The 26950-nt window shown below is 69.1% G+C and carries 25 protein-coding genes and 1 pseudogene; 13 read left to right on the top strand and 13 right to left on the bottom strand.

Annotated features, from left to right (window positions below; genetic code table 11):
- The first annotated feature begins 25 nt into the window (after window positions 1-25).
- On the top strand, window positions 26-445 hold the full coding sequence (gene speD, locus WMF27_RS28240) for an S-adenosylmethionine decarboxylase (protein ID WP_437765766.1): 420 nt from the start codon (window positions 26-28) through the stop codon (window positions 443-445).
- A gap of 65 nt (window positions 446-510) precedes the next feature.
- Here speD and WMF27_RS28245 read toward each other — a convergent pair whose 3' ends face one another.
- The gene (locus WMF27_RS28245) at window positions 511-1935 is read right to left on the bottom strand and encodes a peptide MFS transporter (protein WP_437765765.1); all 1425 of its coding nucleotides are present in this window, start codon (window positions 1933-1935) and stop codon (window positions 511-513) included.
- Window positions 1936-2416: 481 nt separating this feature from the next.
- On the opposite strand from WMF27_RS28245, the gene WMF27_RS28250 reads away from it, so the two are divergent.
- Both WMF27_RS28250 and WMF27_RS28255 read left to right on the top strand, forming a co-directional pair.
- Entirely contained in the window at window positions 2417-3550 is a 1134-nt protein-coding gene (locus tag WMF27_RS28250; RefSeq protein WP_437943135.1) for a hypothetical protein, read from the top strand.
- Between the two features lie 245 nt (window positions 3551-3795).
- Window positions 3796-5220: a proteinase inhibitor gene (locus tag WMF27_RS28255; protein WP_437943136.1), complete on the top strand. Its 1425-nt coding sequence runs from the start codon at window positions 3796-3798 to the stop codon at window positions 5218-5220.
- Window positions 5221-5266: 46 nt separating this feature from the next.
- Here WMF27_RS28255 and WMF27_RS28260 read toward each other — a convergent pair whose 3' ends face one another.
- Window positions 5267-6967 carry a CotH kinase family protein gene (locus tag WMF27_RS28260; protein ID WP_437943137.1) on the bottom strand — a complete coding sequence of 567 codons (1701 nt, stop codon included), beginning with the start codon at window positions 6965-6967 and terminating at the stop codon, window positions 5267-5269.
- Window positions 6968-7409: 442 nt separating this feature from the next.
- Here WMF27_RS28260 and WMF27_RS28265 point away from each other — a divergent pair, with 442 nt between their 5' ends.
- Window positions 7410-7913 (top strand): DUF6368 family protein, encoded by a 504-nt coding sequence (locus tag WMF27_RS28265; protein WP_437943138.1) that lies wholly within the window; start codon window positions 7410-7412, stop codon window positions 7911-7913.
- 42 nt (window positions 7914-7955) lie between these two features.
- Here the strand turns inward: WMF27_RS28265 and WMF27_RS28270 are convergent, their stop codons facing one another.
- From WMF27_RS28270 to WMF27_RS28300, 7 genes are all read right to left on the bottom strand, one after another.
- A complete protein-coding gene (locus WMF27_RS28270) occupies window positions 7956-8813 on the bottom strand; it encodes a class I SAM-dependent methyltransferase (protein WP_437765760.1) in 858 nt (285 codons plus the stop codon).
- Between the two features lie 64 nt (window positions 8814-8877).
- The gene (locus WMF27_RS28275) at window positions 8878-9387 is read right to left on the bottom strand and encodes a hypothetical protein (protein ID WP_437765759.1); all 510 of its coding nucleotides are present in this window, start codon (window positions 9385-9387) and stop codon (window positions 8878-8880) included.
- A gap of 153 nt (window positions 9388-9540) precedes the next feature.
- Window positions 9541-9930 (bottom strand): hypothetical protein, encoded by a 390-nt coding sequence (locus tag WMF27_RS28280; RefSeq protein ID WP_437765758.1) that lies wholly within the window; start codon window positions 9928-9930, stop codon window positions 9541-9543.
- 77 nt (window positions 9931-10007) lie between these two features.
- Entirely contained in the window at window positions 10008-10649 is a 642-nt protein-coding gene (locus WMF27_RS28285) for a hypothetical protein (RefSeq protein WP_437765757.1), read from the bottom strand.
- Between the two features lie 42 nt (window positions 10650-10691).
- Window positions 10692-10952, bottom strand: a complete 261-nt coding sequence (locus WMF27_RS28290; protein ID WP_437944543.1) for an alpha-ketoglutarate-dependent dioxygenase AlkB — start codon at window positions 10950-10952, stop codon at window positions 10692-10694.
- A gap of 67 nt (window positions 10953-11019) precedes the next feature.
- Window positions 11020-11346 carry a pentapeptide repeat-containing protein gene (locus tag WMF27_RS28295; protein WP_437765756.1) on the bottom strand — a complete coding sequence of 109 codons (327 nt, stop codon included), beginning with the start codon at window positions 11344-11346 and terminating at the stop codon, window positions 11020-11022.
- A 122-nt stretch (window positions 11347-11468) separates the two neighbouring features.
- Entirely contained in the window at window positions 11469-13424 is a 1956-nt protein-coding gene (locus WMF27_RS28300; RefSeq protein ID WP_437765755.1) for a tetratricopeptide repeat protein, read from the bottom strand.
- Window positions 13425-13976: 552 nt separating this feature from the next.
- Between WMF27_RS28300 and WMF27_RS28305 the strand changes: the two genes are divergently transcribed.
- From WMF27_RS28305 to WMF27_RS28315, 3 genes are read left to right on the top strand one after another with little or no spacing between them, the layout of a single operon-like run.
- Window positions 13977-15323, top strand: a complete 1347-nt coding sequence (locus WMF27_RS28305) for an AAA family ATPase (RefSeq protein WP_437943139.1) — start codon at window positions 13977-13979, stop codon at window positions 15321-15323.
- Between the two features lies 1 nt (window position 15324).
- On the top strand, window positions 15325-15801 hold the full coding sequence (locus WMF27_RS28310) for a hypothetical protein (protein WP_437943140.1): 477 nt from the start codon (window positions 15325-15327) through the stop codon (window positions 15799-15801).
- Window positions 15801-16733 (top strand): tetratricopeptide repeat protein, encoded by a 933-nt coding sequence (locus tag WMF27_RS28315; protein WP_437943141.1) that lies wholly within the window; start codon window positions 15801-15803, stop codon window positions 16731-16733. The genes WMF27_RS28310 and WMF27_RS28315 overlap by 1 nt, the downstream gene beginning before the upstream one ends.
- A gap of 439 nt (window positions 16734-17172) precedes the next feature.
- On the opposite strand, the gene WMF27_RS28320 is transcribed toward WMF27_RS28315, so the two are convergent.
- From WMF27_RS28320 to WMF27_RS28330, 3 genes and pseudogenes are all read right to left on the bottom strand, one after another.
- Window positions 17173-17724: a hypothetical protein gene (locus WMF27_RS28320; RefSeq protein WP_437765751.1), complete on the bottom strand. Its 552-nt coding sequence runs from the start codon at window positions 17722-17724 to the stop codon at window positions 17173-17175.
- Window positions 17725-17891: 167 nt separating this feature from the next.
- Entirely contained in the window at window positions 17892-18194 is a 303-nt protein-coding gene (locus WMF27_RS28325) for a hypothetical protein (RefSeq protein ID WP_437765750.1), read from the bottom strand.
- Between the two features lie 578 nt (window positions 18195-18772).
- Window positions 18773-19129 (bottom strand): annotated as a pseudogene (locus tag WMF27_RS28330) (phage integrase N-terminal SAM-like domain-containing protein); the annotation flags it as partial.
- Window positions 19130-19232: 103 nt separating this feature from the next.
- On the opposite strand from WMF27_RS28330, the gene WMF27_RS28335 reads away from it, so the two are divergent.
- From WMF27_RS28335 to tpx, 6 genes are all read left to right on the top strand, one after another.
- Window positions 19233-19772, top strand: coding sequence for a hypothetical protein (locus WMF27_RS28335; protein ID WP_437765749.1), 540 nt, complete (start codon window positions 19233-19235; stop codon window positions 19770-19772).
- Between the two features lie 156 nt (window positions 19773-19928).
- Window positions 19929-21296: an endo-1,4-beta-glucanase gene (locus tag WMF27_RS28340; protein ID WP_437765748.1), complete on the top strand. Its 1368-nt coding sequence runs from the start codon at window positions 19929-19931 to the stop codon at window positions 21294-21296.
- 367 nt (window positions 21297-21663) lie between these two features.
- Window positions 21664-22581: a hypothetical protein gene (locus tag WMF27_RS28345; protein ID WP_437765747.1), complete on the top strand. Its 918-nt coding sequence runs from the start codon at window positions 21664-21666 to the stop codon at window positions 22579-22581.
- Window positions 22582-22687: 106 nt separating this feature from the next.
- Window positions 22688-24001, top strand: coding sequence for an SGNH/GDSL hydrolase family protein (locus WMF27_RS28350; protein ID WP_437765746.1), 1314 nt, complete (start codon window positions 22688-22690; stop codon window positions 23999-24001).
- A gap of 253 nt (window positions 24002-24254) precedes the next feature.
- On the top strand, window positions 24255-24626 hold the full coding sequence (locus tag WMF27_RS28355) for a hypothetical protein (protein ID WP_437765745.1): 372 nt from the start codon (window positions 24255-24257) through the stop codon (window positions 24624-24626).
- A 203-nt stretch (window positions 24627-24829) separates the two neighbouring features.
- Window positions 24830-25324 carry a thiol peroxidase gene (tpx, locus tag WMF27_RS28360; protein WP_437323736.1) on the top strand — a complete coding sequence of 165 codons (495 nt, stop codon included), beginning with the start codon at window positions 24830-24832 and terminating at the stop codon, window positions 25322-25324.
- Window positions 25325-25397: 73 nt separating this feature from the next.
- Here the strand turns inward: tpx and WMF27_RS28365 are convergent, their stop codons facing one another.
- Window positions 25398-26867 (bottom strand): cytochrome P450, encoded by a 1470-nt coding sequence (locus tag WMF27_RS28365; RefSeq protein WP_437765744.1) that lies wholly within the window; start codon window positions 26865-26867, stop codon window positions 25398-25400.
- Window positions 26868-26950: the final 83 nt, after the last annotated feature.

Genomic DNA, 26950 nt, shown 5'->3' on the forward strand with positions numbered 1-26950 from the left:
TCGTGAAGCCGATTCAGGTTCCGCGGTGCCCGGGCTCGGCTACCCTGGGCGGCCGGCGCGGGCCGCCGCGCGCGCCCGCTCACCGATGCAGCTCTTCGTCGCTCTTGCCCTGTTCGAGGGCTGTCCCTCCGACTTCCTGAACAGCCCGGCCGCGCTCCGCGGGGCGCTGGAGGCGGCCGTCGCCGCGGGGTCGTTCACCCTGCTCGAGATGGTGGTCGTCCCGTTCTCGCCGCAGGGCATCACCGCGTGCGCCGTCGTCGGCGAGTCGCACGTGGCGCTGCACTCCTGGCCCGAGTCGGGGCGGCTCTTCGTCGACGTCGCCTCGTGCAGCACGCTGGAGAGCGTCCGCCGCGCCGTGGCCGCCATCGGGAGCGCGCTGCCCGAGGGGCGGCTCGCGACGCTCGACGAGCGGATCGTCGACCCCGCCGGCGCGCGGGCGCCCTGACGCGGCGCCGCGCCCTCGCGGAGAGGGCGCGCGGCCGCGCCGGGCGCGGCATGGCTCAGTGCTGATCAGTGCTGGCCGAGCACGCGGCGGAGCGGCTTGTTGAACGCGAACATCGCGGCGCCCGCGCCCAGGCCGAGCACGGTGAGCATCAGGAAGAACATGTCCTTCGACCAGCGCGTGTAGAAGATGCCGAGGTAGCCGCTCAGCGTGTTGCCGAGGAAGCTCGAGACGAACCACATGCCCATCATCATCGACACGATCCGCACCGGCGAGACCTTGGTCACGAGCGACAGCCCGATGGGCGACAGGTAGAGCTCGCCGATCGTGAGCAGCAGCGTGCAGAAGACCGGCCAGAACAGGCTGCCCTTGCCGTCGCCGACGGCCTGCGCGCCGAGGATCATCACGATGAACGACAGCCCGAGGATGGTGCAGCCCAGGGCCATCTTCGAGACGCTCGTCGGCTCGGTGCCCCGCTTCGCCTGCCAGCGCCAGAAGATGTCGAGGAGGGGGGCGAACAGGATGATGCAGAGCGGGTTCACCGACTGGAACCACGTCGACGGGATCTGGAAGCCGAGCACGGTGGGCCACACCGTCTTCTCGTCGGCCCAGCTCTGCATCGTGTTGCCCTGCTGCTCGTAGACCGCCCAGAAGACGATGTTGAGGGCGCAGAGCGCCACGAGCGCGCCGACGCGCCGCCACTCGTCGCCGGAGAGCGGCTGCTTCTGGTCGCCGGCGCCCTCCGCCGTCTTCATCAGGTTGTCCTTGGCGAGGTACTTCTGCCCCGCCATGTAGACGACGAGCCCAAGGCACATCCCGACGCCCGCGGCGGCGAAGCCGTAGTGCCAGCCGTAGACGGCGGCCAGGGTGCCGCACACGAAGTTGCAGATGAAGGCGCCGAGGTTGATGCCCATGTAGAAGATGGTGAAGGCGCCGTCGCGGCGCGGATCACCCTTCGGGTACAGGCTGCCGACCTGGGTCGAGATGTTGGGCTTGAACGCGCCGTTGCCGAGGATGAGCAGGAGCAGCGCGATGAAGAACGAGTTCTCGAACGCCATCACGAAGTGTCCGATGGCCATCAAGACGCCGCCGATCACCACCGTCTTGCGCTGCCCCCACACCTTGTCGGCGAGGATGCCGCCGAAGAACGGCGTGAGGTACACGAGGCCCGTGTACAGCCCGTAGAGCATGGACGCCTGCTCGTTGGGCGCGCTCGGGAGGAGGCCCTTGATGAACTGCCAGGCGAACACCGTGGTCGGATCACCAGGGACGAGATCGCATGGCTGCGCGTGCTGCCGGCACCCCTGGTAGGCCTCTCGCGCGGTGACGAACAGGTAGTTCGCCATATACAGCTTGAGGAGGCCGCGCATGCCGTAATAGGAAAAGCGCTCCCACATCTCCGCGAAGAAGAGGATCACGAGCCCCGGCGGGTGCTTGAAGCGCCTCTCGAAAGCGGTGACGGGGAGGGCCGGCTCGATTGCTTGCTCGCTCAATGCTGTCTTCTCCACGAGCTGGGACCACGCTGCGTGGTGGTCGGGCGATGCGGGGGATCGTGGGGCGCGCTGCCCCTCGGCACGGGGATGCTAGACGATCCGCGACGACCACGTCACGCCCTTGTTGCGCACAGCGTCGAGCCGGGTGAACAGGGTGTCCACGTAGGCGGCCCTTCGGCCACGACCGGAGGACAGGTGGGCGGGACGCTCCGGTCGGCGCTGCGATAGGCGACGCGGCCGCGGGCCGGCGAGCGGCCGCTGCCGCGGGCGGAGCGAGCGCCGGTGGTGGCGGACCAGCCGCCGCGCCGACGCCGCCTGCCGCCGCGGATGGACCGCATAAGCCCGCGCCGTCCTCGGTTGTGCCGGGAGCGTCCCCTTCGCCGCGGGCTCCGCCCTGGCCGCGCGAGGGCGCCCTCCCTCTGCTGGGGAAATCCGCAGTCGAGGCTTCCGGTGAGAAGCCGTCGGCCGCAGATGCTTTGTGATGCAACATCCCAAAACTCGCTATGTCCCGAGGGACAGAGCATGGTCGACGGGTCTCCTTTGGATTCTCCTTCTCCCTGCCTGCGCGGGCGTCGAGCCGTCGCCGCCGGAGGCGTGCTCTCCTGGCGAGGAGCGCTTTCGCGGGCGGTGCGTCCAGCCCGCCGCCCGCTACGAGCCCGAGGAGCGCGTCGACCGGGACAACGTCGTCGCCTTCGGCGCCGAGCTCACCCGGCTTGCGCTGCCGGAGCCGCCGCGCAGCGGCTTCAGGATCATCGCGCCGCCGCGGCTCATGGCGCCCGGCGAGGAGGCGACCTACTGCGTGTCATGGCCTTTCCCCGCGATCGAGAGCACGACCGTCCACGCGGCGCGCGTCTACGCGACGGCCGGGCTGCATCACAGCAACGTGATCGCCAAGCCGGTCAATCCATCGTTCGGGCCGAACCCCTACCCGGGCTGCCATCCCGGCGCCGACGATCCCTTCGGTACGCTGCCGGCGGCCATCCCGGACGTCCTCTTCGCGAGCTCCACGCAGGTCGTCGGCGAGGAGACGCTCGTCTTCCCGGAGGGGATGGGCTTCACCCTCGAACCGTCCCGCGAGATCGCGACGAGCGTCCACCTGCTCAACACGTCGCCCGAGCCCGCGCTCGTGGAGTTCGCCTACGACTTCTTCACCATGCCTCTCTCGGAGCGGACGGAAGAGCTCGCGCCGTTCGTCTTGAGCGTCAACGACTTCCTCGTCCCGCCGCGCGCCACGCGGACCGTCGGCACGACGTGCTCGACGTTCGGGGGGAACATCGTCTCTCTGATGCCGCACACGCACCGTTACGCCGATGCGTTCGACGTCGACGTCGTCCGCGCGGACGGGGGCGAGGCGCGCGTGTACGAGGGCGGGGCGTTCGATCTGGAGAGCGACATCGAGGTCTACCGGCCGGCGCTCGCGCTCGAGGAGGGCGACGCGATCCGGTACGCGTGCAGGTTCCGGAACACGTCGGGCCACGATCTCACGTTCGGCCTCGGAGACAACGAGATGTGCATGCTGTTCGGGTACATGTACCCGCCGGAGAAGCAGGTGGCGGGGATCTCGCTGCGCGACGGGGAGCCGTGCATCTCGCTCGGCCTCGGCGCGCTCCGGTGAGGAGCTTCGTCGCCGCCTGATCCCCGCACGGGCGCGGGCCAGCGCCCCTGGACACGCCTCCGCCTCCTCCAAGCGAATGGCGCCATGAGCAAGAATGTGTTCTCGCATACATATTTCACACGAAAAGATTGGACAATAATTGAACAACCATGAACAAACGATACACCTACGGACGCTGACCGGGAAGGTGCGTGAGACAGATCACAATCAACGTCACCCGAGAGCGACGTTCAGGAGATTCGACCGTGAAGCAAGAGCTCCTCCGTTCACCGCACGTGATGCTGGGCGCAGCGCTCCTCGTCTCGGCCCTCGGAGGGCTGGGCGCCTGCCTGGAAACCGAGAAAAACGCCGCATCCGGGGCGCCAGAGGCCTTTGGGTCGCCAGGTCGTTGCGTCTATACGAGCCCCTTCAGCCAGGCCGAGGAGTGCCGCGAGTACACAGGCGCAGGCTGGACCGCGGAGTCCGCCGAGGCCGACTGCAAGGCGCTCCAGGGCTCCACCTTCACCAGGGGCGAGCGCTGCACCTATCCAGAGACGCTCGGCCAATGCGTGCTCGGCGGCGGGACCGACAACGCTTACACCCTCATCTTCCCCGGCGGCGACACGAGCCAGTGCGCCTCGACCCAGCGCGGCTGCGAGATGTTCGGCGTCGGCCGGTTCGAGGCCGACGCCTGCGAGGGAGCGGCCGAGGAGCCCGGGGGCGGCGTGGGCACGGGCGGCGCCGTCTTCCAGTGGCCCGAGCAGGTCTGCGCCGACCCGAAGGCCGGCGAGCCCGCAGGACAGAGCGGCGGGAAGGTCTGCACGTTCGGCGCGATCTCGGGCTGCACCGAGCCCGGGCGCCTGTTCACCGACTACGCGTCGTGCGAGCCGGTCCTCACGCAGCGCCCGTACTGGCCGGCGCCCCCCTCCGACTACAAGACGCCGAGCGACGATCCACGCCTGTCCGATCCGCAATGGCTCGGCGAGCTCGCCTGGGTCAAGGAGCAGACCGAGGCGTGCGGGTGCGTGTGCTGCCACTCGGAGGAGACCGCGCCGGCCGCGGGGCCGTCGAACTGGTACATCGAGGCCGGACCGGTCTGGACCGACAGCTTCTATCCAGCGGGCCTCGCGCTGGCCGCCGGCTGGGTCTCCTCGGCGGCGCTCGGCGCGTACCCCCCGGACCAGAACAACGGCTTCTCCCGCGACGTCAGCGGCCTGCCCTCCACGGACCCGGCGCGCATGGTCGCGTTCTTCGAGGGCGAGCTCCTGCGCCGCGGGTTCACGAAGGAGGATTTCGCGGACGAGACCCCGTTCGGCGGGCCGCTCCATGAACAGAGCCTCTACGTGCCAGACGACTGCGCGGCGGGGGAAGGCGTGGACGCCGCAGGCAAGATCACGTGGAGCGGCGGCGACGCCCGCTACGTCTATGTCCTGTCGGCGAACGCCGAGAACCCGGGCGCTCCGCCCAACCTCGACCTGCCCGAGGGGACGATCTGGCGGCTCGACGTGCCCTCGAGCGCCGCGCCCGTCAAGAGCGGTATCACCTACGGCGAGGTCCCACCGAACACGAAGCAGGGCTATCCCGCCGAGGGGAGCCCCGAGGAGCTCGTCCCGGGAACGAAATACTACCTGTACGTCTGGAAAGACGTCGCCATCCCGATCACGCGGTGCCTGTTCGAGGCTTCGCCCTGAGAGGGAGCTCCACGGCGGAGCCCCCTCCCCCGGGGTTCAGCCGGCGTCAGTCCGCTGCTTTACCGCCAGCGCCGCCCGCACCCGCGTCGCCGCCGCCTGCTCCGGCTCCGCCCGCGCCTCCCTCACCCGGGTCGCCGCCGCCCGCTCCGACGCCGCCGCCGCACTCCTTGGGATAGTCGCAGTAACCGCCGCAGTCGATCAGGGGAGGAACGCAGAAGCCGCACTCCTCGGGAAAGCCACAGTAGCCGCCGCAATCGATCTGGGGAGGCATGCAGAGCTGCGGCTGCTCGCGGTTCCTCTCCAGCTCCACCGGCAGGACCTCGAGCTGATGGGTCAGCCAGGCGTCCAGCTCCTCGTATCGCTCCTCGTCACCCGGGCGGAGCATGCCCTCGTCCGACAGCTGCTCGTAGAGACCCTTCAGCACCGCGTTCGGGTCCAGCGCGGTGAACTCCTCGATCACCTCCTCGCACGCCGCGATGGTGTCGGCCCAGCAGGCCGGCTCGCTCTGGCACCCGCGGGCCAGCGTGTTCATGCCGGCCAGGGGCACCACCGGATACCAGCTCTGCCCCAGGCTGATGTCGACCGAGTACGGCAGGTACTGGAACAGACCATCGGCCCGCTCGACCAGCACGACGTTGTTGCTGTTGTGGATCGCGTCGTCGCCGGTGGCGAGCACCCACGACAGGCACTGGAACCGGTGGAACGCCGGCCAGTCGATCCAGCCCTCGAGCGCGGCCTTGAAGCCCTCGCCAGGCGGCGTCTCGACGATCAGCTCCTCGAGCTCCTTCGCGCGGGTCTTGTCACACTCCTTGAGCTGGCAGTTCTCTGGATCGTCGAAGACGCTCACGCCGAACGGCACCATGTCGATGGGGAGCGGGATCCCGCCGCCTCCCGGAATGTTGCCGGCGAAGTCTCCGGCGAACTCCCAGACGTTGGCGCAGCCACCGCCGAGCTCGCCCTCGAGGCGGGCGCAGAACCCCTTCTTGTAGCGCTCGACCACGATGTAGGGGACGGCCACCTCCGCGCCCCAGACGTTGCTCGACAGCCAGGCGTAGTTGGCGAGGGGGGCCGGATAATCGAGGCGAGCATAGAGATCGAGCGTGAGGCGCTCGCGGAAGATGCTGCCGACCTGGCCGTTGTTGAAGCGCACGTGCTCGAAGCCGCCGAACCGTTGCTTCTCGACGTACTCGTCGGCGTCGATGTTGAGGTTGGGGATGGTTCGCTTCGTCCAGGGCCGCTCCGTCGACTGGCCGGCGATCCCCACCTGGACCTTGCCGTAGTCGGCCGTCTTGCCCTCGGCGCCGGCCGCCGTCACCCACAGATGATCCGCGAAGGTCGTGTCCTCCCCGGTCGGTGAGTAGATGTCCCCGAATGCGTCCCTCTTGATGGGGCCCCCGATGCCGCCGAGCCCTTCGTTCATGATCTCGAGCTGCTCTTCCGAGACGGCGAACCAGTAGCGGTTGCCGACGGTGCCGAAGACGTCGAGCGCATGCTCGGCCACCTCGGTGTCCACGACCGGCGCCCCCGGGTACGGCTCGGGCGCGCCGCCGGCGCCCCCGGCACCACCGGCGCCCCCGGCGCCGCCCTCCCCGTCCGTGTAATAGTAGTTGTAGATGTTGTCCGGCTTGTCAGCGCACCCCGCCGAGAAGACGGCAGGCGGGAGGGCAAGCAGGGCGAACAGCGAGATGGCTCGCGTGCGGGACGACCAGGATCGACCAGAGGAAGACGACGGCAGCTGATTGGACATGAAGCGCAACCTTTCCGCTTCACGCCCAGTGCAAATAACGTACCGTTCATGGCGAAATTGTAAACCGTCGGTGTCGGTGCCCTGGAGACAGGTCGGCCCTCGTGGGTCCGGCGAGTTCGTCGAGGAGCTCGCGCCGTCCGGGCCGTGGTGCGTGGACGCGCCGCCGGAGCCCCCTCATGACACGAGGGTCAGAGGCTGGCACACTGCCCGGGAGCTTCGTGCTTGTGTGCCAACGCCGCGACGCGGCGTCGATCCATCGGGGCGAGGATCGCACCCACGCTCCCGCCGCGTGCCGTCGATCGCTCCGGGTACCCTGCTCCAGCCGGTCGAGCGCGCTCTCCGCCTCACCGCGCCTTCTTCGACTTCGTCGCGGAAAGCGTCGAAGCTCGGCGGATGCGACGCCTCGGTGGACCGGCATGGATCGAGAGCGTACGCTCGAGGAATGGCCGGTCCAGTGGCGTCCGTGTTGCTGCCGTCGAGGATGAACGTGGAGCGAGTCGCCGCGCTTCGACGTGGGATCTCGCGCATCGCCGATGAGGTTCATGGGGACGACTTCTGGGTTGACCAACGCCCGTTCATCCTGACCGTTGGGCCCGAATATCCTGAAGCGAACTCCGAGATCCTCGAGGCGGGCCTCCCGGAGGTGCTCGGATGGTCGCCAGAAGACGTCGTTTCATTCGCCGCGATGTGCAACGACGACCAGGACCATCGGTTGCTTGCCAGGTTGTGCATCGACCTGGCCGAGGCGGAAGGTGGAGTTATCGACTTCGGTGGGCAGCTGGCGATCGGCCCACAGCTGGACGACCTTCAAGACGACAAGCCCGTCAGGGTCGAGAATCCAGGTGGCGTCACGGGCGTGCTGTTCGCGACGGCGCGCTCCCACTACGGAGACGCGGAGCTCGCGCGCTCCTGGCTACGGCACGCGAGCTTCCGCATGGTGAAGTAGATGCGACTCGGATCGGTGCAACGACTGGTTAGACCGCTTGATTCAGGTCGTCGCCACCAGCAATTCCTCTGAATTGTTCGGCGGACGAAGGCCGTCCGTCCTGCCCGCGAAGTAGCGCTGGGCAAGCGCGGCGGCCGATACGTGCTGGACCTCTCCGAGACCGGCATCGCGGGCCAGCGCCAGCATCTCTGCCGGCGTGAAGAAGCTGATGAACGGCGTGCCGTTGGCTCGGGCCCCCGCTGCCGCTCGCTCGATCCCGGGGCGCACCTCCGGGTCCGCCAGCTCGCTCGGAAGCATGAACGACATCGCGAGCGTGGAGCCCGGAGCGAGCGCCGCGACCTGGCGCAGCGTCGCCGCGATCGCGTCCCTGGTCAGGTACATGCTGACACCGGTGGACGCCACGACCGCCGGCCGCCCCGAGTCGAAGCCCGACGCCGCCAGCCGCTCCCACCACGCATCTCCTGCCTCGAAGTCGACCGGAACGAGCCGCAGGAACGATGGGACGCCGAGGCCGAGGTCGAGGAGGCGCTGGCGCTTCCACGCCTGGGGGCTGGGCCGATCGATCTCGAACACGAGCAGACGGGAGGCGAGCTCCGGCCGACGCTGGGCGAAGGTGTCCAGGCCCGCGCCGAGGATGACATACTGCCCGACGCCACGGGCGGCTTGTTCCGCGACGAGATCTTCGACGAAGCGGGCGCGGGCCAGGATGGAGGCGCGGAAGGGCCGCGTGAACGGGCTCATGTCCGGACGGCTGCGCCAGCCGTCGTCTGGAGCCGCCAGCTTCAAGCCGACGTCGTCTTCGAACACGTGCGGCGGCGCATCGGCTTCCACATGCAGCGCCCGCCACAGGGCGACCCGCACTGCCGTGTCGTCTGGCGCCGCCGCTCGTTCATCCTGCATGACGTACTCTCTCCTGGCTTCTGATTGTTGGCGGCCTAACAAAATGAAAAAACGGGCGGAGCTTCTACGTTCCTCGGAGAATGGCGTCGATCCGGGACTCCGCCCACTCCCGGACGCGGGAGTTTCGCGGCAGCAGCTCGGCGATGCGGTCGTTCGGCGGGTAGCCTGAGTCGACCCATGCCTCGGCATGCTGTCGCCAATGCGACGAACTTTCGAGTGCGAGAACGACGAGATGGTCGAACGGAAACGTGCGAAGGACCTTCGATGGAACCCCCTGGCTTGCGAGACCCTGTTCAATCATGGATAGAACCGTCGGGCGGTCGAATTCAAGCACAGGCAGGAATCCCACAAAATTCTTCGGCGGCGCAACACGCAGGCCATCCGCGTACTGCCATGTCCACTCGCCAGAATCGATCAAGCCGATCGCGTGCTGAATCGGATTGAATCGAGCGGAATATTTCACAACAGGCAGCCACTTGCACGGTTCGCCCGAGCCGTCGATTGTCTGAGCACACCAGCGCTCCGCATCTGCGCGGCGCAACAACTCGCGGACGTTGGAGATTGACAGGGGCATCGGTCTCGATATGTGGAGCATACCAGGCCCAGGCGCGCGCGCCCAGGTCGCCCCGACCCGTCCTCGTGGTGCGCGGCACACTCGAGAGGGTCAGGACCGCTCGGCGTGGGCGACCTGCCGGTCGTCGAGACGGGCCCATCCGGGATCGAGCGCTCAACCTATTTCCTTCCCGAGCAGCGAGTCGATCACCCAGCACCCGCGGACGTGCGGCCCGTCGCCACGGCAGTGGCCGAGCACGTCAGCGTCCTCGCAGCCGGCCTCCAGCAGGGCGTCGGCCAGGAGCGGCATCGGCCCGAAAACGCGGCTCTCGTACATCTGCCCGGCCAGTTCGACGGCCGTCGAGGTCCGCCAATCCGGGTCGAATGCCACCGCGCGGAACGGGTTGCCGAGTCCGAGCAGGAAGCGGAGCATGGGATGGGTCCGAGTACACACCAGCCATTCCGTCTCGGTCATCTGGCGTGTCCGGCCAGAGGGCGCGCGGAACACATTCTCGGCATTGATTCCCCTGTTGATCAGCGGCGGGTTCACCTTCTTGGTCGTCACCGGTCAACCGGCTCCTTCTGAGCGGTGACCAGCGGGGTCAGCGCTTCCATCTCAAGCTCTGGGAACAGCTCGTGAAACTATCCGGTGGTTGCGCGCGGCGCTGGATGCCCTGTGGCCGCGAGCGCCGCAGCTGCTGCAAGCTTGTGGATAGCCTGCCAGGGCGGTCCGACCGATCGGCCCATCGCGGACAGAAGATCGTTCACGTCGTCGCGGCCGAGCGCCGTCGCAGCGTCGCGAAACACGCGCTCGCGGTCGTACCAGTGCACGGACCAGCCGCGCGCCTCGGCTGCGGCCGCGAGGGCCTGGCGATACATGACGGAGTCGGCGACGGTCTGCGCGCGATTGTCGGCGATGCGCTCCTCGGTCGTCGGCGGGAGCTCGGGGCACACGCGGATCACGATGCTCGCGATCGGCACGGGCATCGCCGCGGCCAGCGCCTCGAGGCCCTCGCGCGCGCCGCGCGCGGCGGACGCTCGCACGCGCTCGACGAGCGCCACGGCGTCAGCGAGCGAGAGCGCTCGCGCTCCCGGCGTGTTGAGGTAACGGCCCACCGCCCACGACCCTTCGTGGTGATGCGGGTGCGTCGGCAAGCCCTCGGTGAGGTCGATGCGCCGGCGATCGAGGAGCTCGCCGCCGGGGGCGACGGTGACGAGCACCGCCGAGTTGCCGTGCTCGGCGACGCCGACGGTCGCGGTTCGCTGCGTTCGTCCTCTCGCCACGTCTTCCTCCTTCGGGGGCGCGCCCCTGCGGCTGCCGCAATTTTAATGAGATAGGAACCGGAATGTGAGGCTGATCCGCGGGCCCGCGGCTTCGACGGCGAGGACGGCATGCTGCCACCCCTCTTGAACGCTGGCGCGCATGATCAGGAGCGAGCCGGGCGCGAGGGCCATGTCGGACCTCTCGTCCCGGCGAAGGCTCCGGCGGAAGGCAAGGACGCGAGGCGCGCCGAGCGACAGGATCGAGGTCGTCGTTCCAGCGACGACGCCGGCGCTGGAGTCCGAGTGATAGAGTACAGAAGTGATCCCCGCCCGTCCAACGGCCGGCGGCGCGCGGCGCGCGGCGGTGCGCGGCGGCGCTGCCCAGGGCCGCCTACGGGTACGGGGGACATCGGAGCGGGGGGCTCAGCGCCGGCGCTCGCACCGCGCCGGGCGGCACGACGTGGCGTGGGAACACCGTGCTCTCGTCGTACAGCGCGCCCTCGAAGCGCGCGGCATCCACGTACGCGTCCGACAGATCCGCTTGCCGCAGATCCGCCTGGTCGAAGAGCGCCTGCTCGATCATCGCGCGCACGAGCACGGCGCCTCGGAGGTTCGCCTGGGTGAAGTTCGCGCCTCTCATCTTCGCGTCCGTCAAATGGGCGCAGTCCAGCCCTTTCCGGTCTCGCCAGCGAGAATGTTCACGCGCGCCATGACTCACCTCGCACCTCGCATCGCCTGCCGAACGAGCTGCCGCTTGGCCGCGGAGCGCGGCGTCGCGCCCCGTCGGGTGCAGCGGCTGGTTGGGCGGCTCCTCGCGCCCACAGACCAGCGCGCTCCCGGTTAAGACGAGATTCCCAGCACATGTGCGGCCCGCTCGGGATCCAGCCGGAAGGGGCTCTCTTCGCCTTCGAAAAAGCAATGGTCGCGGATCAGGTGCACCAGCAGACCGGATCCTCGCAGGAACCGCCCGGTCTCTCTGTGGACGATGAGGAACTCCAGGTTGCCATAACGATAGGATAGCTCCGATCGGCACGGCAGGCATCGATCGGTGGCGGCGGTAAGGTGAACGACGCCCTTCACGCGCCGTCTGACGACCTCCATCTTCGGGACATCATCGCTCCACGGAAGGCGCAGCCTCGTGAAGGGGCAGTACTGATATCCCAGATAGATCTGCAGGAAGACGTTGTGGTCATCGACCGCGGTGCCTCGCTTCGTGGGGATCCGGCCGCCATCCCGTAGGCGCTTCTCGAGAGCGTCGAGAGAGAGGCCGAGGGGGAGCACGGCGAGGCCGGGAACACCATGCATGCCCGACGCCTGCAACTCCTCCTCGAACTGCTCGGTCGCACGTGCGATACGCTCCTCGGACGCCAGCAGGGCCTGCGCGAGAAGACGATCCAGCGCGTCCGCGATCTGCGCGTGACCGACCCCGAGCCGCTGCAGCGTCACGGTGTCTCGCGCCATGATGTCGCGCAGGGCCTCCGTCTCTCCGAGAAAGCCGCAGCGCGACCAGCCGCCCGGCCGCATCCGCTCCTCGACCCAGGCCTGGGTCGGGCTCGCGGTGCAGTGGGGGCACGCATAGCCGGCCAGTTTGTCGTCCTCGATGACGGCATCGAAGTATGCGACGTCGTGTCCGCAGGATGAGCACCGCCGCGCCGTTTCGGCGGATTCGCGCCGTTCGAAGGTAGGCCGCTCTCCAAACAACACCGTCGGCAGGTCGGGGTAGTGGTAATCACAACCGTCCGTGAACACGCCGAGAATTCGCTCCCCATTCGTGATCAGATGAAGTGCGCGACCTTCCACCAATCTCTCCGCATCCTTCTCGCCCTGACTCGGAGGCGCCCCGGCAGGTCCGCCAAAGAGGGCATCGAATTGCCCCAGCTTCAGCGTGAGGATGCGCGGGCCGATGACATCCGCGATCTCGGTGAGGTGCTTCCGGATCCCGTCCTTGCCGTAAAACGGCGCGAGGAGCTTACCGCCGTCCGGAAGCGTGACCAACCCGAAGAACGCGCCTTCCGCGTGCGCTTTTTGCACGAGGTCAGCGACGGTGTCCTCCAAGGAAAGCGGGACGAGCTGGGTCCACAGGCTCTCCGGCGCGGGCCACTCGGGTTTTGGGATGTCGCCAGCGCGCGCTTGCAGCGCGCGGAGCCGCTGTTCGGCGTGAGGCGCGAAAATCCCTGTGGAGGACGCTCGCACGGAGTCCTGGAAATCGCGGATGGCGCGAGGGAGATCACCGAGCATCTCATGGGCTATCCCTCGGTTGTAGCGGGCCACACCGTGCGACGGAGCAAGCCGGAGCGCGATATCCAGGTGCGGGACGGCCTCCGCCCATCGCTCGAGCATCAGGCAGGCAGCGCCTTTGTTCTCGTGGGCCACGCCATAGGAGGGGTCGATGGCGATGGCCGCGTCGTAGTCCTGGATGGCCTTCTCGACCTCGCCGCTCTCGACATACGCGAGTCCTCGCTCCGTCAGCGCTGCCGCGAAGCGGGGTCGCAGTCGGATGGCCCGGTTCAGATCGGCGATCGCCGCCGGGTAGCGCTGGAGCTTGCAGCGGACGACGCCGCGGCCGTAATACGCGCTCGCGTTCGGACCGCGCTTGATTACCTCGCTGAAAGACCCATTGGCGCCGTCCAGATCTCCCTCTGCGTCGCGCGCCCAAGCTTCCTCCAGGAGCGCGGCGGTGCTCTCTTCGCCCGGCTCGCCACCTACCGCCGGGGCCTCGTCTTCGTCGACACCATCGCTCTCTCCTGGAGCGGACTTGCCCACCAGCTTCCGTTTGACCCAATCCAGCCAAGACATATGCTCACTCCGGTGTATGTGTAGCGAAGACCGCGGCCTCTTGCTCCGACACCGGGTGGTACGTGCCCGAGCCAGGCGCGAGTGAGGGCAGGCGGCCCGAAAGGGCCAGGAAGACCAGTCCGGCAAAGCAGACGCATCCGACCGCAAGGAATACCGCGAGGACTCGTCGACCAGTCCAATGGCCCTCACCTTCGCAGAACGATTCCGGTTCAACGTGGCACGCATAGCCCTGCGACACGCTCCTCCTGATCGTCGCGCCTCTGTCCGCCGCACCATCAGTCGATTGGTCCACCGGAGCCGCCGGACCATGTCTGTAGAGATCGTCGCCTTCTGTGCCCTCCCCCACAAAAAAATCTCACGGTTCGGCTGTGCGCCGCAAGCCCCAATGCTGTCCAGCGCCGCAGGGTAGGCGGCTCCACCTGGACGCGCTGCGGCGCACCGCCGCGGACGCCGCCGGGTCCAGAACGCCCGACACCGCGGCGCGCCCGCACGCGGGAGCGAAGGCGGAGCCCATAGCAATCTCGAGCGCGCTGCGGTATGGGTCACAACCGGGTGGACAACGCGACTCTGGCCTCGCTCCGGGCGGCGCTCGCCGCTTCCCCGCGCAACGTGGATCTCCTCACGGTCGTCGTGGCGGCCCTCGTCGAGCGCGGCGACGTTACCGAGGCGGCTCGCCTCGTGCGCGACGCCGGACCGGCGCTCTTCGAGCGCCCCGAGCAGCGGCGCGCCGCGGCCCGCGCCCTGTTCGAGGCGGGTGATCTCGAGCGGTCCCTCGAGCTCGCGGACGCGAAGGACGGCGAGACGCAGATGCTCCGGGCGCGCGTCCTCCACGCGCTCGGCCGCTCGAAGGAGGCTGTCCAGGCATACCAGGATGCCGTCGCCGAGAACCCGACGCTCGAGGACGTCGACCTCAAGGCGCTGCTCGGGGCGCGCGTGCGCGAGATAGCACCGGCCGGCGAGCGCCCGCGCATGCGCGTCATTTCGAACGATGACACCGACGCGCCGGTCATGGCGCGCCTGCTCCACCCGGAGGCGAAGGCGGTCACGTTCGCCGACGTCGGCGGCCTCGCGGACGTCAAGAAGCAGATTGAGCGCCGCATCATCATGCCCTTCCAGAAGCCCTCGCTCTTCCAGCGCTTCAAGAAGCGCGTCGGCGGCGGCATCCTCCTCTATGGCCCGCCGGGCTGCGGCAAGACGCTCCTCGCGCGCGCGACGGCCGGCGAGTGCAAGGCCGGGTTCTTCAACGTCGCCATCCACGACATCCTCGACATGTACATCGGCGAGTCGGAGCGAAAGCTCCACGCCATCTTCGAGAAGGCCCGATCGAGCGCGCCGGCCGTGCTCTTCTTCGACGAGCTCGAGGCCCTCGCCGGCAAGCGCCAGCACACGCGCGAGGCGACGAGCGCCAAGCTGGTGAGCCAGTTCCTCGCCGAGATGGACGGCTTCGCCCAGAACAACGCGGGCGTGCTCATCCTCGGCGCGACGAACGTCCCCTGGTCCGTCGACGCCGCGTTCCGCCGCCCCGGTCGCTTCGACCGCGTGCTCTTCGTGCCGCCGCCCGATCGCGAGGGGCGCGAGGCGATCCTCCGCCGCCTCCTCGACGTCCGCCCTTCGGCGCGCGACATCGACGTGGCGGCGCTCGCCGCGAGGACGTCCGGCTTCTCGGGCGCAGACCTCGAGCACCTGGTCGAGACGGCGAGCGACGAGGCCATCGAGGCCTCGCTCGGCGAGAAGGCCGAGGTGCCCATCGCGGAGGCTCACCTCGTGGCCGCGCTGCGCGACGTGAAGCCGACCACGCTGGAGTGGCTCACCACGGCGCGCAACTACGCGCGCTATGCGAACGAGGCCGGGCAATACGACGAGGTGCTCGACTTCCTCAAGCGCCACGGGAAGGGCTGACGTGGGCGCCGCCTACTTCATCCCCGACGAGCCCCGCCCGGGCCGGCTCGCCGAGTACACGGTGAACCCGTTCTGGCCGCTGCTCACGACGATGCTCGCGGGGAGCTGGGCCGGGCTGCCGTGGTTCATCTTCAACGGCAAGGCCATGGGCAGCGCGGGCTTCCGGCGCGAAGCGCTCATCGCCGCGCTCACGCCGGCGGCGGCGGTCGTGCTCGCCCAGGTCAGCGCCTCGGTCATCGCGGCGCTCCACCTGCCCGATCGCTCCCTCGCCTATGCGTTCGTGATCATCACCGCGGCGAAGCTCGGCGCAGCGTACTGGCTCTATATGTCGCAGCACCGGAGCTTCGGCATCTATGAGCATTTCGGCGGGCGCGTCCGCCAGGGCGCCGCCGTCGCCGTCGCGGCCGCCATCGCCCGGGATCACGTCGTGCGCGCCGCGTTCGAGGCCTCGAACTGGCTCGGGATCGTGGTGATGTGATGGAGGGGCACGACGACGCCGACCGCGCGACCGACCTGGGGGTGAGCGCGCTCAATCGCGGGCAGCTGTCGGCCGCGATCGACTGGTTCCGCCGGGCGCTCACGCTCGATCCGGACGCGCCGCGCGCGCACGCGCTGCTCGCCGTGGCCCTCTTGCGGCTGAAGCGGCTCGGAGCGGCGCTCATCGAGGCGCAGACGGCGCGCCGGCTCTCCCCCGAGTCGCCGCTCGCGCACCTGGTCCTCGGCCGCGTCCTGCTCGCGCACCGGAGGCCGAGCGAGGCGCGGGAGCATTTCGAGGCGGCCCGCGGCCTCGATCCGTCGGAGCCCGCGCCCCTGCGCGGCCTCGCCGCCGTCGAGCGGCACCATGATCGCGACGATCGCGCCGCCGAGCTCCTGACCCAGGCGCTCGAGCTCGACCCGGAGGACGTCGAGACGCTCGTCGCCCTCGGCGATGCGCACCTCGCGCGCGGCCGCGTCGACGAGGCCGAGCGCTGGGCGCGCGCCGCGCTGGAGGCCGAGCCCGAGCACGCCGACGCGCTCGTCCTCATGGGGCACGTGCTCCTCCGGCGCGGGGACGTGAGCGGCGCGCGCGAGCACGCGGTCTGGGCGATCCGCGCCGACGTGAGCGATCCGGAAGCGCTGAGGCTCCTCGCCGCCATCAAGGCGCGCGAGAGCTTGCTCCTCGGCGTCTGGTTCCGGGTGAGCTCGGTGCTCGCGGGGCTCGGCCCGAGCGCGATGCTCGTCCTGCTCGCCGCGTATGTCGCGCAGCGCGTGCTCCGCCTCGCGCTCGAGGACCTGGACCGCCCGGCGGGCGCCCAGCTCATCGGGTATGCCTGGCTCGGGATATGCGTCTATTCGTGGGTGGCGCCGGGCATCTTCCAGCGAATGCTCCGGCGCGAGCTCGACGCCGTGCGCCTCCGCGACGACTTCTGACCTGCCGGCCGTCGCGGTCCGCCGCAGGGCGAAGCGCGGCAGGAACCAGACGCCTGTTGGGCAATCGGCGCAAGACAGCCCGCCAGAAGGGTGGTGCTGTCATTTGCCCAGAGAGGGTTCACATGAAGGCGGTAAGGCGGGAAGATCATTGAGACTTTCTTCCCGCCTTACCGCCTTCATGTTCAAATGACAGCACTACCGCCAGAAGGCCGAGCACATCGATCGAGCGAGAAGTGAACCGCCAAGGCGCCATAAGACGCCAAGATTTTTGTGTTTTTCTTGGCGTTCTTGGCGCCTTGGCGGTTCGAATTCTGCTCTCTTCCGGCGGCTTCAACCCGCTTGTCGCTCTAGGCGAGCTGGTGCCGAAGCAGGGGGTCAGCTCTGCCGAGTTCACGCCGGACAGGACCGGCGCGCGGGGGCTCCGACGCTCCGCCGTTCGTTAGCCGCGATGTTGAACATCGTAGCTTCGCACGACGGCAGTCCTGTCTGGTGGGCCCAAGTCGGGCCTATTCTGGTTGTGGGAGTCCGACCAGCACAGAGGCTCCCCGGTGTCCGACAATACATATTTCTGATGCCAAAACCCTGCTCCCACCCATTCGTGACGTTCGATAGGTCGCAGGATCTCCCGTTCCATCCAGTCGGCGGCGGCGGTCGCGAGAGCCACGGGCGAGCCGTCCTTGACCACGAGCACGCGTGGATTCTCCTCGTCCAGGTCAGTAGCGGCTTGCTTTGTCTCATCCTCTCCAATCACAACTCGTGATTCGTGAAAATCGACCCGCAGCGTTCGGAGGACGCCTCCGTCCGCGGAGACGTCGAGCATCAGCACAACGAACGTTTCAGCCGTGCCGAGGAGATCGTCGCTGGTTACGCCCAAGTTGCGCCACGCCAAGGCCCGACGCGACATCTCTGTGATGAAGGCGCGCTCCGCATCGGTGCGACGCTCGTCCAGAGCGAGCCAAAGGTCTTCTTCGCCGAGCTCTGCCTGATTCATTTGCCGGGTGCCTCGTAGCGGTTGCCAAACAACTTGGGCTATCCTGCGGCCCGATCAAATCACCGGACCGTATCGGTCGGCAAGACCGGCACGGTCGCGAAGTCGTACGGCGGCGCGGCACGAATGGTCGTAGAGAGCGCAGGCGCGCAGGTGTGGCGGCGTCTCGATCACTCTTCATTATCGGTACAGAGATAAATCGTGAGCTCGAGCCCGATGCCGGCGCGGCCGGCCGCACGAACGAGTTCGGGAGGAAAGTACTCGGACTGCACCAAGATATCGCGCTTCTCGAGCGGAAAGTCGAGCCTCACGTCCTCGACTTCGGGCAAGGAGCTCAGAGTCGCGAGCTCCGCCTCGTGTACAGCCAGGAATGAGCACGCGTCATGCGCCTGGTCCCGCAGCGTCCACTCCGCGTCACTTACCGTCACGGTGAAGCCGGAGTGCGTGTGCTTGATGCCGTCCGGTTTCGTCATGAGGCGAGGCGTGCCCGCCAGGAACACCCTCGAAGGTAGGAGCTTCGACGTCCGAAGGTAGCCTTCGGGATCGAACCTCGACCCGCTTACACGGAGAACGCACATCGACGACTCTCTGCCCGCCCAACGCTCGCTTCAGCCGCAGCCATCCTGAGCGAAGCGAGTGTGGCTGTCGGCTGCAAGCGTGAGTTAGGTAGACTCATCGAGTGTTACCTCCATCGGAGGAACCGAGGTCGTCCAAACAATAGCCGAACCGTCGGCCAGAACAAGGCCAATCCCTTCAGACCCCTTGCCGTCCAGGACGAAGGACTCAGCTGGAGAACGGTAGTCAAGCACACGGCCGAAATCTCGACTGCGAATTGCGTGCATGACAGCACTGTCGATTCCCACGTATGCGTAGGAGCAACTGCTTCGACGTTCGTCCACCAATTACAACCGATGAACAAGGAACCTTGTCTGCTTCCCAAAATCCTCCCCAGCAGGTGGCTGCGCGGCCACCACCGCTGATCTTCAAGGAGGATCTACTAAGTGCGACGAACGATTCCACGGGCTTTTTTGAAATCGCTATCATGCTGGTTCTACCTAACTATCCATCGATTGGTCAACCGAAGCCGCCAGACCAGGTCTGTCGAGCTCGTCGCTTTTTGTGCCCCCTCACGAGAAATCTCACGTGTCGGCGCTGCGCTGCAAGGCCCAAATGCCGTCCAGCGCCGCAGGGTAGACCTGTCCAACACCGTCGGCAGCACCGCGGCGAGGCGCGCGGGGCGCTTCGCTCGGGTGAAATCGACGTGCTGCGCCAGGGGGGGGAGCGCGAGGTCGTGGGTGTAGAGGAAGTGGATGGCGGCGAAGGCCTGGCTCTGCATCGAGGCGCTGACGCGCTGATCGGCCGCCAGTCGCGCGAGGAACGCCTCGACGTGGGCAGGCCCGAGGTCGCGCGGACGGCGGCGGCCATCGCACCTGGACGGCGCTCGCCTTCCTTCGCTCCCCGCTCGCTCCGTCCGCTACCGCCGGCCGCTCCTCCGCGCTACGTTCGCCGCCGTGGACGCCCCCCGACCGTCCGGCGCTCGCCGCGCGCTGCTCATCGGCCTTCCCGTCGCCGCGCTCGCCGCGGCCGCCTTCCTCTTCGTGGGTCGCGACGAGCGCCCCGCGCCGAACGCGCGCCCGCCGAGCGCCGAGTCCCGCGCGGCCCGCCGGCCGCAGCGCCGCGACGAGGCGCCCGTCGTCCCCCCCGCTCCCCCGCCGGCCGCTGCCACCGTGAGCGCCGCAGCACAGGAGTCGGAGCCGGCGCCGGACACCGACCCCGAGGCCAGCCTCATCGACCGCATGCGCGCCGCCTTGACGACCAACCCCGAGGAGGTGCTCCGGCTCGACGACGAGGCGTCGCGCGACCTCGGCGACAGCCCCCGCGCCGCCGAGCGCGGCCTGCTCCGCGTGCGGGCGCTCGTGCGCCTGGACCGGATCGGCCAGGCCCGGAGCCTCGCGGAAGACCTCATCGAGCGCTACCCGGACGATCCCTCGGCGACGAGCGCGGCCGCGTACATGGGGATCCACCCGAGGCCGCGCGGGCCATCCAGGTAAGCGGCGATACCGCGGGGGCCCTGCGAAGCTCACGTGATCTTCGTCCGGGCCGCTGCGACCACGATCTTGTAGCAAGAGCAGAACGTTGCGCAGCGAGTCACTGAACCGATTAAGAATTCGGGCTGGTCCGTCGCGCGTTTCTGGTGATAATCGGGCATGCGCAACTGGCTTCTTCTTGTCGGGGTTCTCCAGCTCTCCGTGGCTGGATTCGGCTGTGGCGATGGGTCGGACGGCGGCGGCGAGGGCGGCGCGGGCGGCGAAGCGGGGGACAGCGGCCCCACCGGGAGCAACTCCTCGGGCGCAGGCACACCTGCGAGCTCCGGCGCGGGCGCAGGCACGCCTGCGAGCTCCGGCGCGGGCGCCGGCACACCGGCGAGCTCCGGCGCGGGCGCAGGCGAGCCCACCGGCGGGCCCGCGAGCACGGGCAGCGGCGATCCCGTGGCCGGCAGCAGCACCAGCAGCGGGGGAGAGACCGGCGCCTGCGCCGGCGTGGAAGACGAGTGTCCGTTCGAGGCAGGGGTCGAGATCGCGTGCCGCCTTCGCTTCATGTACGGCGTGAACTACGCCTGGCGCGACTTCGGCGCCGATTTCGGCGGTCAGTCCAAGTGGAGCCAGGCGGGCATCTCGGGCAAGAAGAGCCAGGTGCTCGCCGACCTGCAGGACATGCGCGCCCACGGCGTGGACGTGGTCCGCTGGTGGATCTACCCCCGCTTCTACGGGGACCAGATCAACTTCGACGGACAGGGCAACCCGACCGGGCTCGGCGGCACCTCGACGCAGGACATCCTGGCGGCGCTCGAGCTCGCGGACCAGGCGCAGGTCAACGTGATGTTCACGCTGTTCTCTTTCGATGGCTTCTACAAGACATCACACAACCCGCCGAACGGCCTGTCGGTCGCGAGCATGGGCCCCATCGTGGCGGACGCGGGCCGGCGCGCCAAGCTCATCGAGAACGTCGTCCGCCCCATCGCTCGGACGGTGGCGTCGAGCCCGCACCGCGACCGGATGCTGGCCTGGGACGTCATCAACGAGCCCGAGTGGGCGATGACCGGGCCGAGCCTCTACGGCGGCGACCCGGCGTTCGAGGGGGACTCCAGCAAGTTCGATCTCGTCACACACCAGCAGATGGAGGCGCTCGCCAAGGAGTCGGCCGCCGTGCTGAGGGGAGAGACCGGCGCGCCCGTGAGCGTCGGCAGCGCCGCCATCAAGTGGGGTCAGGCGTGGACGCGCTCGGACGTCGACTTCTACCAGGTCCACATGTACGCCTGGGTCAACGATTCCTTCCCGTACGACAAGCCCCTCTCCGAGTACGGCCTCACGGACAAGCCGGTCGTCATGGGCGAGTTCCCCATCAACATGGAGGCGATGGACGTGCGCTACGACAAGTTCGTGGGTGACCTCTACAACATGGGGTATGCGGGCGCGCTCTCGTGGTCGATCACCGATCTGAACTTCCCGTGGTCGTCCAGCAAGACCACCGTGAAGGCGTTCGCCGATCAGCACCCCTGCGAGACGCGCTACTGAGCGCCGGGGAGCGCCGCTGCCCGCGGTGCTCATCTTCCCTGCTTCCCTGCTTCCCTGCTTCCCTGCCCCGGATCCGAACTGGGCCGCTGAGCCGGCCCGGCGAGCTCGTCCTGAGCGACACGAGCCGCGCCTGCGTGACAGCTTGCCCCAGCGTGTGGCGCATTGTCGCGCGGCGGCGCGCTCCGGCCGCGAGGCCGTCTGTCGGGGCGCCGGCGCTCCTCTCCCCTCGACCGGGTTTCAACTGGGCACGTCGGTTGCTGAAGTTGCTGAAGCTGAACGGGTGGAAACGGGTGGGCCCGCTGCTCGCGGAGGTGACCGCCTTCGTGAGGCGCGAGAGTTGTTCACCAGCACCCAGAGGGAGAGCGAGATGGCACGAGATCGCTACGAGGGCCGGGATTTCCGTGACGAGGGGCCGCGCGACGACTGGCGTCCCCGGGACGAGCGGTGGCGCGCGCCACGGGACGACGATCAGCGCGGATTCCGCGGTCACGAGGGGGAGCGCGACGCGTTCGAGCGAGGGTCGTACAGCCGCGGCAACTACGCAAACCAGAGCGGCGGCAGCCGGCAGGGAGAGCTGGGCCAGCTGCCGCGACCGTACGGTCAGCAAGAGCGGGGAGACGGCAGAGACCCGTGTAGGGCGGGCGGCCAGCACGCGCGAGACGACCGCGGCGGCTCCGAGAGGCGCTGGCAGGAGCAGGGAGGCGCCAGCGCGCGCGGCTTCCGCGAGCCCGAGGAGCGCCGCGCCTACGGACAGGACAGCCCCTCGTGGGAGCGGATCGGCGGGCGTGACGATCACTTCAGCGGGCGGGGCGGCGAGGACGAGCGAAGAGGGTTCGGCCCTGTGCAGCGAGGGCGCGACGAGAACCGCGGCTACTACGGCCGCGACTACGGGCGAGACGACCACCAGGGCCGCGAGGACCCGTATCGTGGCCACGGCTACGGGCGCGGCGAGGGCCAGGATCGATATCGAGGCGGCGACGAGAGGAACGCCCCTGGTCACCATGACGGCCGAGGCGACCACGGTCGCGGATACGAGGGTCGGGGCGAGGAGCGCGAGGGCCGCGGCCGCAGCGAGGAGCGCAGCGGATACGGCGACACCTACAATCGCCCGGAGCGCCGGCCCGGGTTCGGCCGCTTCATGGGCGACGAGCTCCCGCAGGGGTACTCGACCCGCGTCCACGAGCGCGACGACGTGCGTTCCTCGCAAGGCCAGGGCCTCGAGCGCTCCCCCGCCGAGGAGAGCGGCCGCTCCAGGTACCAGAGCCAGGACCGGACCTGGAACTGAGATCAACCGATCTCCGCGGCTCGACGCCCGCGCCGCGGTGTCTGCCCCTGCGCGCAGGAGGAGATTGGAGTTGTCCGCGCCACGGACCTAGCGCATCCTCGCGCGCATGAAACGACAAGCTTACTCCAATCTCCCGAGGCTCGCTTCCATCTGCTGCATCGCCTGGTCGGCGCTGGCCGGCTGCGGTGACGACGACTCGAATGCAACGACTGGAACGACGGGCTCGGGCGGTGGCTCACCCACCTCGAGCAGCGCCTCCGGCACAGGCGGCGACGGCGGCGGCACGGGCGGAGGCGGCGGAGGCGGCGAAGGCGGCGGAGGCGGCGGAGGCGCGGATCCCGGCACGACCTCGTCGAGCACGAGCGGCGCGGGCGGCGGAGACCCCTCCGGCGACACCATCCGCTTCATCGGGCGCTTCGATACGACGAAGCCCGAAGGCCCCCGCTTTTCCTGGGCCGGCAGCGCGATCGTCACGCGGTTCTCGGGGACGTCGATCGGCGTCCGCTTCAACGACGAGTCGACCGCGGCGGAATCCAACTTCTTCCAGGTGGTGATCGACGGCCAGGCGAAGGGCGTCCTCAAGGTCAACAGCGAGGAGGATCTCTACACGGTCGCAGAGGGGCTGCCCGACGGCGAGCACGACCTCGTGCTCCACCGCCGCACCGAGCCGCTGGTCGGCGTGTCGCAGTTCCTCGAGTTCGTCCCGGAGCAGGGCGAGGCGCTCCTGCCGGTCCCGGCTGCGCCCGCGCGCCGGATCGAGGTGATCGGCGACTCGATCTCCGCCGGCTACGGGGTCGACGGCGCCAACGAGACTTGCCCGTTCACGAGCGATACGGAGAACAACTACCTCGCCTACAGCGCCCTGACAGGCCGGCTGGTCGGGGCCGACACCACGATCGTCGCCTGGTCCGGCAGAGGCGTGTACCGGAACTACGACGGTGAAGTCGCGCCCACGATGCCCGAGATCTACGGCCGGACGATCGCCGACGAGGCACAGCCCGCCTGGGACTTCTCGTCCTGGGTGCCGCAGGTCGTGGTGATCAACCTGGGCACGAACGACTTCAGCATCAACGTCCCGGGCGACGCCCAGTTCCGCGGGCCGTTCACCGATGCCTACGCGGGCCTCGTCGAGACGGTCAGAACGAACTATCCGGACGCGTTCATCTTCTGCACCATCGGGCCCATGCTGAGCGACTCGTACCCGGAGGGCGCCGAGGCGCTCACCAGGGCGCGCGCCTACATCGGCCAGGTGGTGGAGGACCGGAACGACAGCGGCGACGACAAGGTGCGCGTCCTCGAGTTCCCCGCGCAGGACGGCGCGGCGAACGGGCTCGGCTGCGACTACCACCCGAGCGTCAAGACGAACGCGCTCATGGCCCAGCAGCTCGCGGAGGCCATCCGCGAAGAGCTCGACTGGTAAGCGCGGCGCGCGGCCGGGGCATCGTGCCACCGGCCCATCGCGACCGCTGTGGCACGACGCACCACGCATCCTAGGCCCAGCGCAGCGCGCACCCCGCAGGGAGCGAGCGCCGGTCCCATCCGCTCGCCGTGGCGCGCGCAGATCGGCGATCCAGCTTCATGGTACACGCGGTGCATCTCTCGCCATCAGAACAGCGGAAGGGCGGCGGCGCCGAGAGCGCGTGAGCGCGCGCCGCCGAGCGAGGAGATCATCCATGCAGACCAAGCGAGACAGCTCCCAGCAGGCCACGAGCAGGAACCACAGCCATGATTTCATGGCGGCGGCGCGCAGGAGCGCCGGTCGTGCGGAGAGCCGAGATGCGTTCATCCCCGACCCGGACGACGGCCCCTCCGAGGTGCTCGACGAGCTCGCCGAGCAGATCGCCGAGCAGTATGTCGCCTCGGCGACATCGGGCAGGGGCGACACCACAGAAGACTACGAAGACAGGGTGGAGCCAGAGGAGATCGGGGGCCCCTTCGTCATCACGACGGACGAACAGGAGATCGGGTACAGCAGGGACTCCACGAACCCCGATGACGGCGAGGTGGAGCCGTTTCCGCTGGTCCATCGCTCGCCCCTCCGCTGATCGCGCGTCCCACCGCGCGCGGGCAATCAACGCTCGCGCGACGCTCGCCCGGGCAAGACCGCCCGGCCAGCGCAACGCCCGCGCGCCAGACGAGCGGAGCTCCGGCCGGGACAGCCTGGCTGGTTCTGCTTGGCGTCCGCCCTCGGCGCGCCTACGAGAGGCGCTGCCGCACAGCTGCACAGAGCACAGAGGAGGATGCGACCATGGCTCAGACCAAGTTCAAGGGAAGCCCAATCCACACCGCCGGCGAGCTGCCGTCCGTCGGCGCGACCGCCCCCGACTTCACGCTCGTGAAGACCGATCTCTCCGAGCGCAAGCTCTCGTCGTACTCCGGCAAGAAGATCCTCAACATCTTCCCGAGCGTCGACACCCCGGTCTGCGCGAGATCCGTGCGCACGTTCCACGAGCGCGCCGAGAAGCTCCCGGGCGTGACGGTGCTGAACATCTCGGCGGACCTGCCGTTCGCGCACACCCGGTTCTGCGCGTCCGAGGGCATCTCGAACGCGGAAGGCCTGTCGACGTTCCGGGGAGATTTCGGCCAGAAGTACGGCGTCACGCTCGTCGACGGGCCGCTCGCCGGCCTGCTCGCGCGCTCGGTCCTCGTGCTCGACGAGCAGAACAAGGTGCTCCACGTCGAGCTCGTCCCGGAGATCGCGCAGGAGCCCGATTACGACGCGGCCCTCGCCAAGGTGCAGTGAGCCGGAGCGCCGGCGCCTGGCCGCCACGCGCGCCGGCGCCTCGCGATCTCACGCGCTGGCGCGCCTCGTGATCTCACGCGCTGGCGCGCCTCGCGAACCGGATGCGCAGCCCTTCCGGCTGCATCGCGAACGCCATCCGCTCCCGCACCGGCGCGGTGTGATCCGCGAGGTGCACCGTGAAGCTCCGGAGCACCATGCCGGCCGTCACCGCGCACTCCAGGAGCGCCATCGCGCGCCCCGGGCAGACGCGCGGCCCGCCGCCGAACGCGAGCGCCATCCTCGGCTCGTGGGGCAGCGTCGACGGCGCGCCCCCGAGCCAGCGCTCGGGGCGAAACGACTCCGGATCGCCGAAATACTCGGGCTTCCGCCCCGTCGCGCGCGTGAGCGCCACGACGCCGGCGCCGGCGGGCACGGCCACGTCGCCCACCGCGGTGTCGTGGTTCGCCTCGAGGAAGAGCAGCGGCGCGGCGGAGCGCAGGCGCAGCGTCTCCTGCGTGACGGCCGCCGTGTACTCGAGGCGCTTGCACTGCTCCAGCGTCGGGATCAGGCCGCCGCCGAGCACGCGATCGACCTCCTCGCGGGCGCGCGCCTGCACGTCGGGGCGCGAGCCCAGGTAATAGAGGATCCACGCGAGGGTGTTCGCGGTGGTGTCCTCGCCCGCGAGCAGCATCGTGAGCACGTTCGCGTAGACCTCGGCGTCCGAGAGGCGCGCCCTCGGGTCCTCGCCGTCCCGCGCGGCGATCATGAGCTCCAGCAGCGTCCGCGGGCGCGCGGGCCGGTCCGCGCCGCCCTCGATCTCGCGCCGCGCGGCGGTCACGAGATCGAGGATGAGCCGCTTCACCGCGACCAGGGCGCGGTCGTAGGCGCGGTCGGCGGGCAGGCCCAGGTAGCGCCAGTAGGGCAGCGGCGCGAGCATCCGCCGGTTCAGCCCGAGGAACACGCGCTGGAGGTGCTCCTGGAGCGCGTCCGCCCCGCGCTCGAGCGTGTTGAGATCGCGGCCGAAGGCGACCGACGAGGTGACGTCGACCGAGTAACGCATGAGATCGCCGAGCACGTCGCGGGCGGCGCGCTCGTCGGCCGCCCGCGCCCAGAGCTCGCGCAGCCGGCCCGTGATGTCGCGGATGCTCGGGAAGAAGCCCTCGACATGCCTCGGATGGAACGTCGGGTGGATGAGCTGCCGCTGCTTCCGCCACGCGTCGCCGTCCGCCGAGAACAGCCCGACCATGTCCGCCTCGCGCGACACGGCCTCGATGGCGCGCACCCGCCGGAACACCGCGGGGCGGCGCTGGAGCACGTCGCGCACGAGCTCGCCGTCGACGACGACGAGGACCGGCTGCCGGCCCATCCGCACGACGAACAGGTCTCCATGGGCGCGCCACCACCGCTCGAACTCGAGGTGCCAGCGGTCGGGGTGGAGCGCGAGCAGATTGCCGAGCACAGGCAAGCCCGGCGGCCCCGGGAGATCCGCGAGCGTCCGCCGAGGGCGCGCGGCCGCGTCGCCGCGGCCGATCGCGTCCTCCATGGCAGGGAACGTGGCGTTCATGCCCCCCTTCATACAGAGGCGGCGCGCCCCGACGCAAACCCGACAGGCGACAGAAAACGCGCCCCACCGCGCTGGACGATGTC

This window comes from Sorangium sp. So ce281, from assembly GCF_051527395.1.
GTDB lineage: Bacteria > Myxococcota_A > Polyangia > Polyangiales > Polyangiaceae > Sorangium > Sorangium cellulosum_B.

Bases quoted from the DNA above. Each gene is read 5' to 3' on its own strand.
- WMF27_RS28300 (WP_437765755.1), bottom strand. From the start codon at position 13,424: ATGTCTTGGCTGGATTGGGTCAAACGGAAGCTGGTGGGCAAGTCCGCT.
- WMF27_RS28260 (WP_437943137.1), bottom strand. From the start codon at position 6,967: ATGTCCAATCAGCTGCCGTCGTCTTCCTCTGGTCGATCCTGGTCGTCC.
- WMF27_RS28315 (WP_437943141.1), top strand. From the start codon at position 15,801: ATGGAGGGGCACGACGACGCCGACCGCGCGACCGACCTGGGGGTGAGC.
- WMF27_RS28275 (WP_437765759.1), bottom strand. From the start codon at position 9,387: ATGCCCCTGTCAATCTCCAACGTCCGCGAGTTGTTGCGCCGCGCAGAT.
- WMF27_RS28365 (WP_437765744.1), bottom strand. From the start codon at position 26,867: ATGAACGCCACGTTCCCTGCCATGGAGGACGCGATCGGCCGCGGCGAC.
- WMF27_RS28265 (WP_437943138.1), top strand. From the start codon at position 7,410: ATGGCCGGTCCAGTGGCGTCCGTGTTGCTGCCGTCGAGGATGAACGTG.
- WMF27_RS28250 (WP_437943135.1), top strand. From the start codon at position 2,417: ATGCAACATCCCAAAACTCGCTATGTCCCGAGGGACAGAGCATGGTCG.
- WMF27_RS28355 (WP_437765745.1), top strand. From the start codon at position 24,255: ATGCAGACCAAGCGAGACAGCTCCCAGCAGGCCACGAGCAGGAACCAC.
- WMF27_RS28320 (WP_437765751.1), bottom strand. From the start codon at position 17,724: ATGAATCAGGCAGAGCTCGGCGAAGAAGACCTTTGGCTCGCTCTGGAC.
- WMF27_RS28350 (WP_437765746.1), top strand. From the start codon at position 22,688: ATGAAACGACAAGCTTACTCCAATCTCCCGAGGCTCGCTTCCATCTGC.
- tpx (WP_437323736.1), top strand. From the start codon at position 24,830: ATGGCTCAGACCAAGTTCAAGGGAAGCCCAATCCACACCGCCGGCGAG.
- WMF27_RS28270 (WP_437765760.1), bottom strand. From the start codon at position 8,813: ATGCAGGATGAACGAGCGGCGGCGCCAGACGACACGGCAGTGCGGGTC.
- WMF27_RS28325 (WP_437765750.1), bottom strand. From the start codon at position 18,194: ATGACGAAACCGGACGGCATCAAGCACACGCACTCCGGCTTCACCGTG.
- WMF27_RS28345 (WP_437765747.1), top strand. From the start codon at position 21,664: ATGGCACGAGATCGCTACGAGGGCCGGGATTTCCGTGACGAGGGGCCG.
- WMF27_RS28340 (WP_437765748.1), top strand. From the start codon at position 19,929: ATGCGCAACTGGCTTCTTCTTGTCGGGGTTCTCCAGCTCTCCGTGGCT.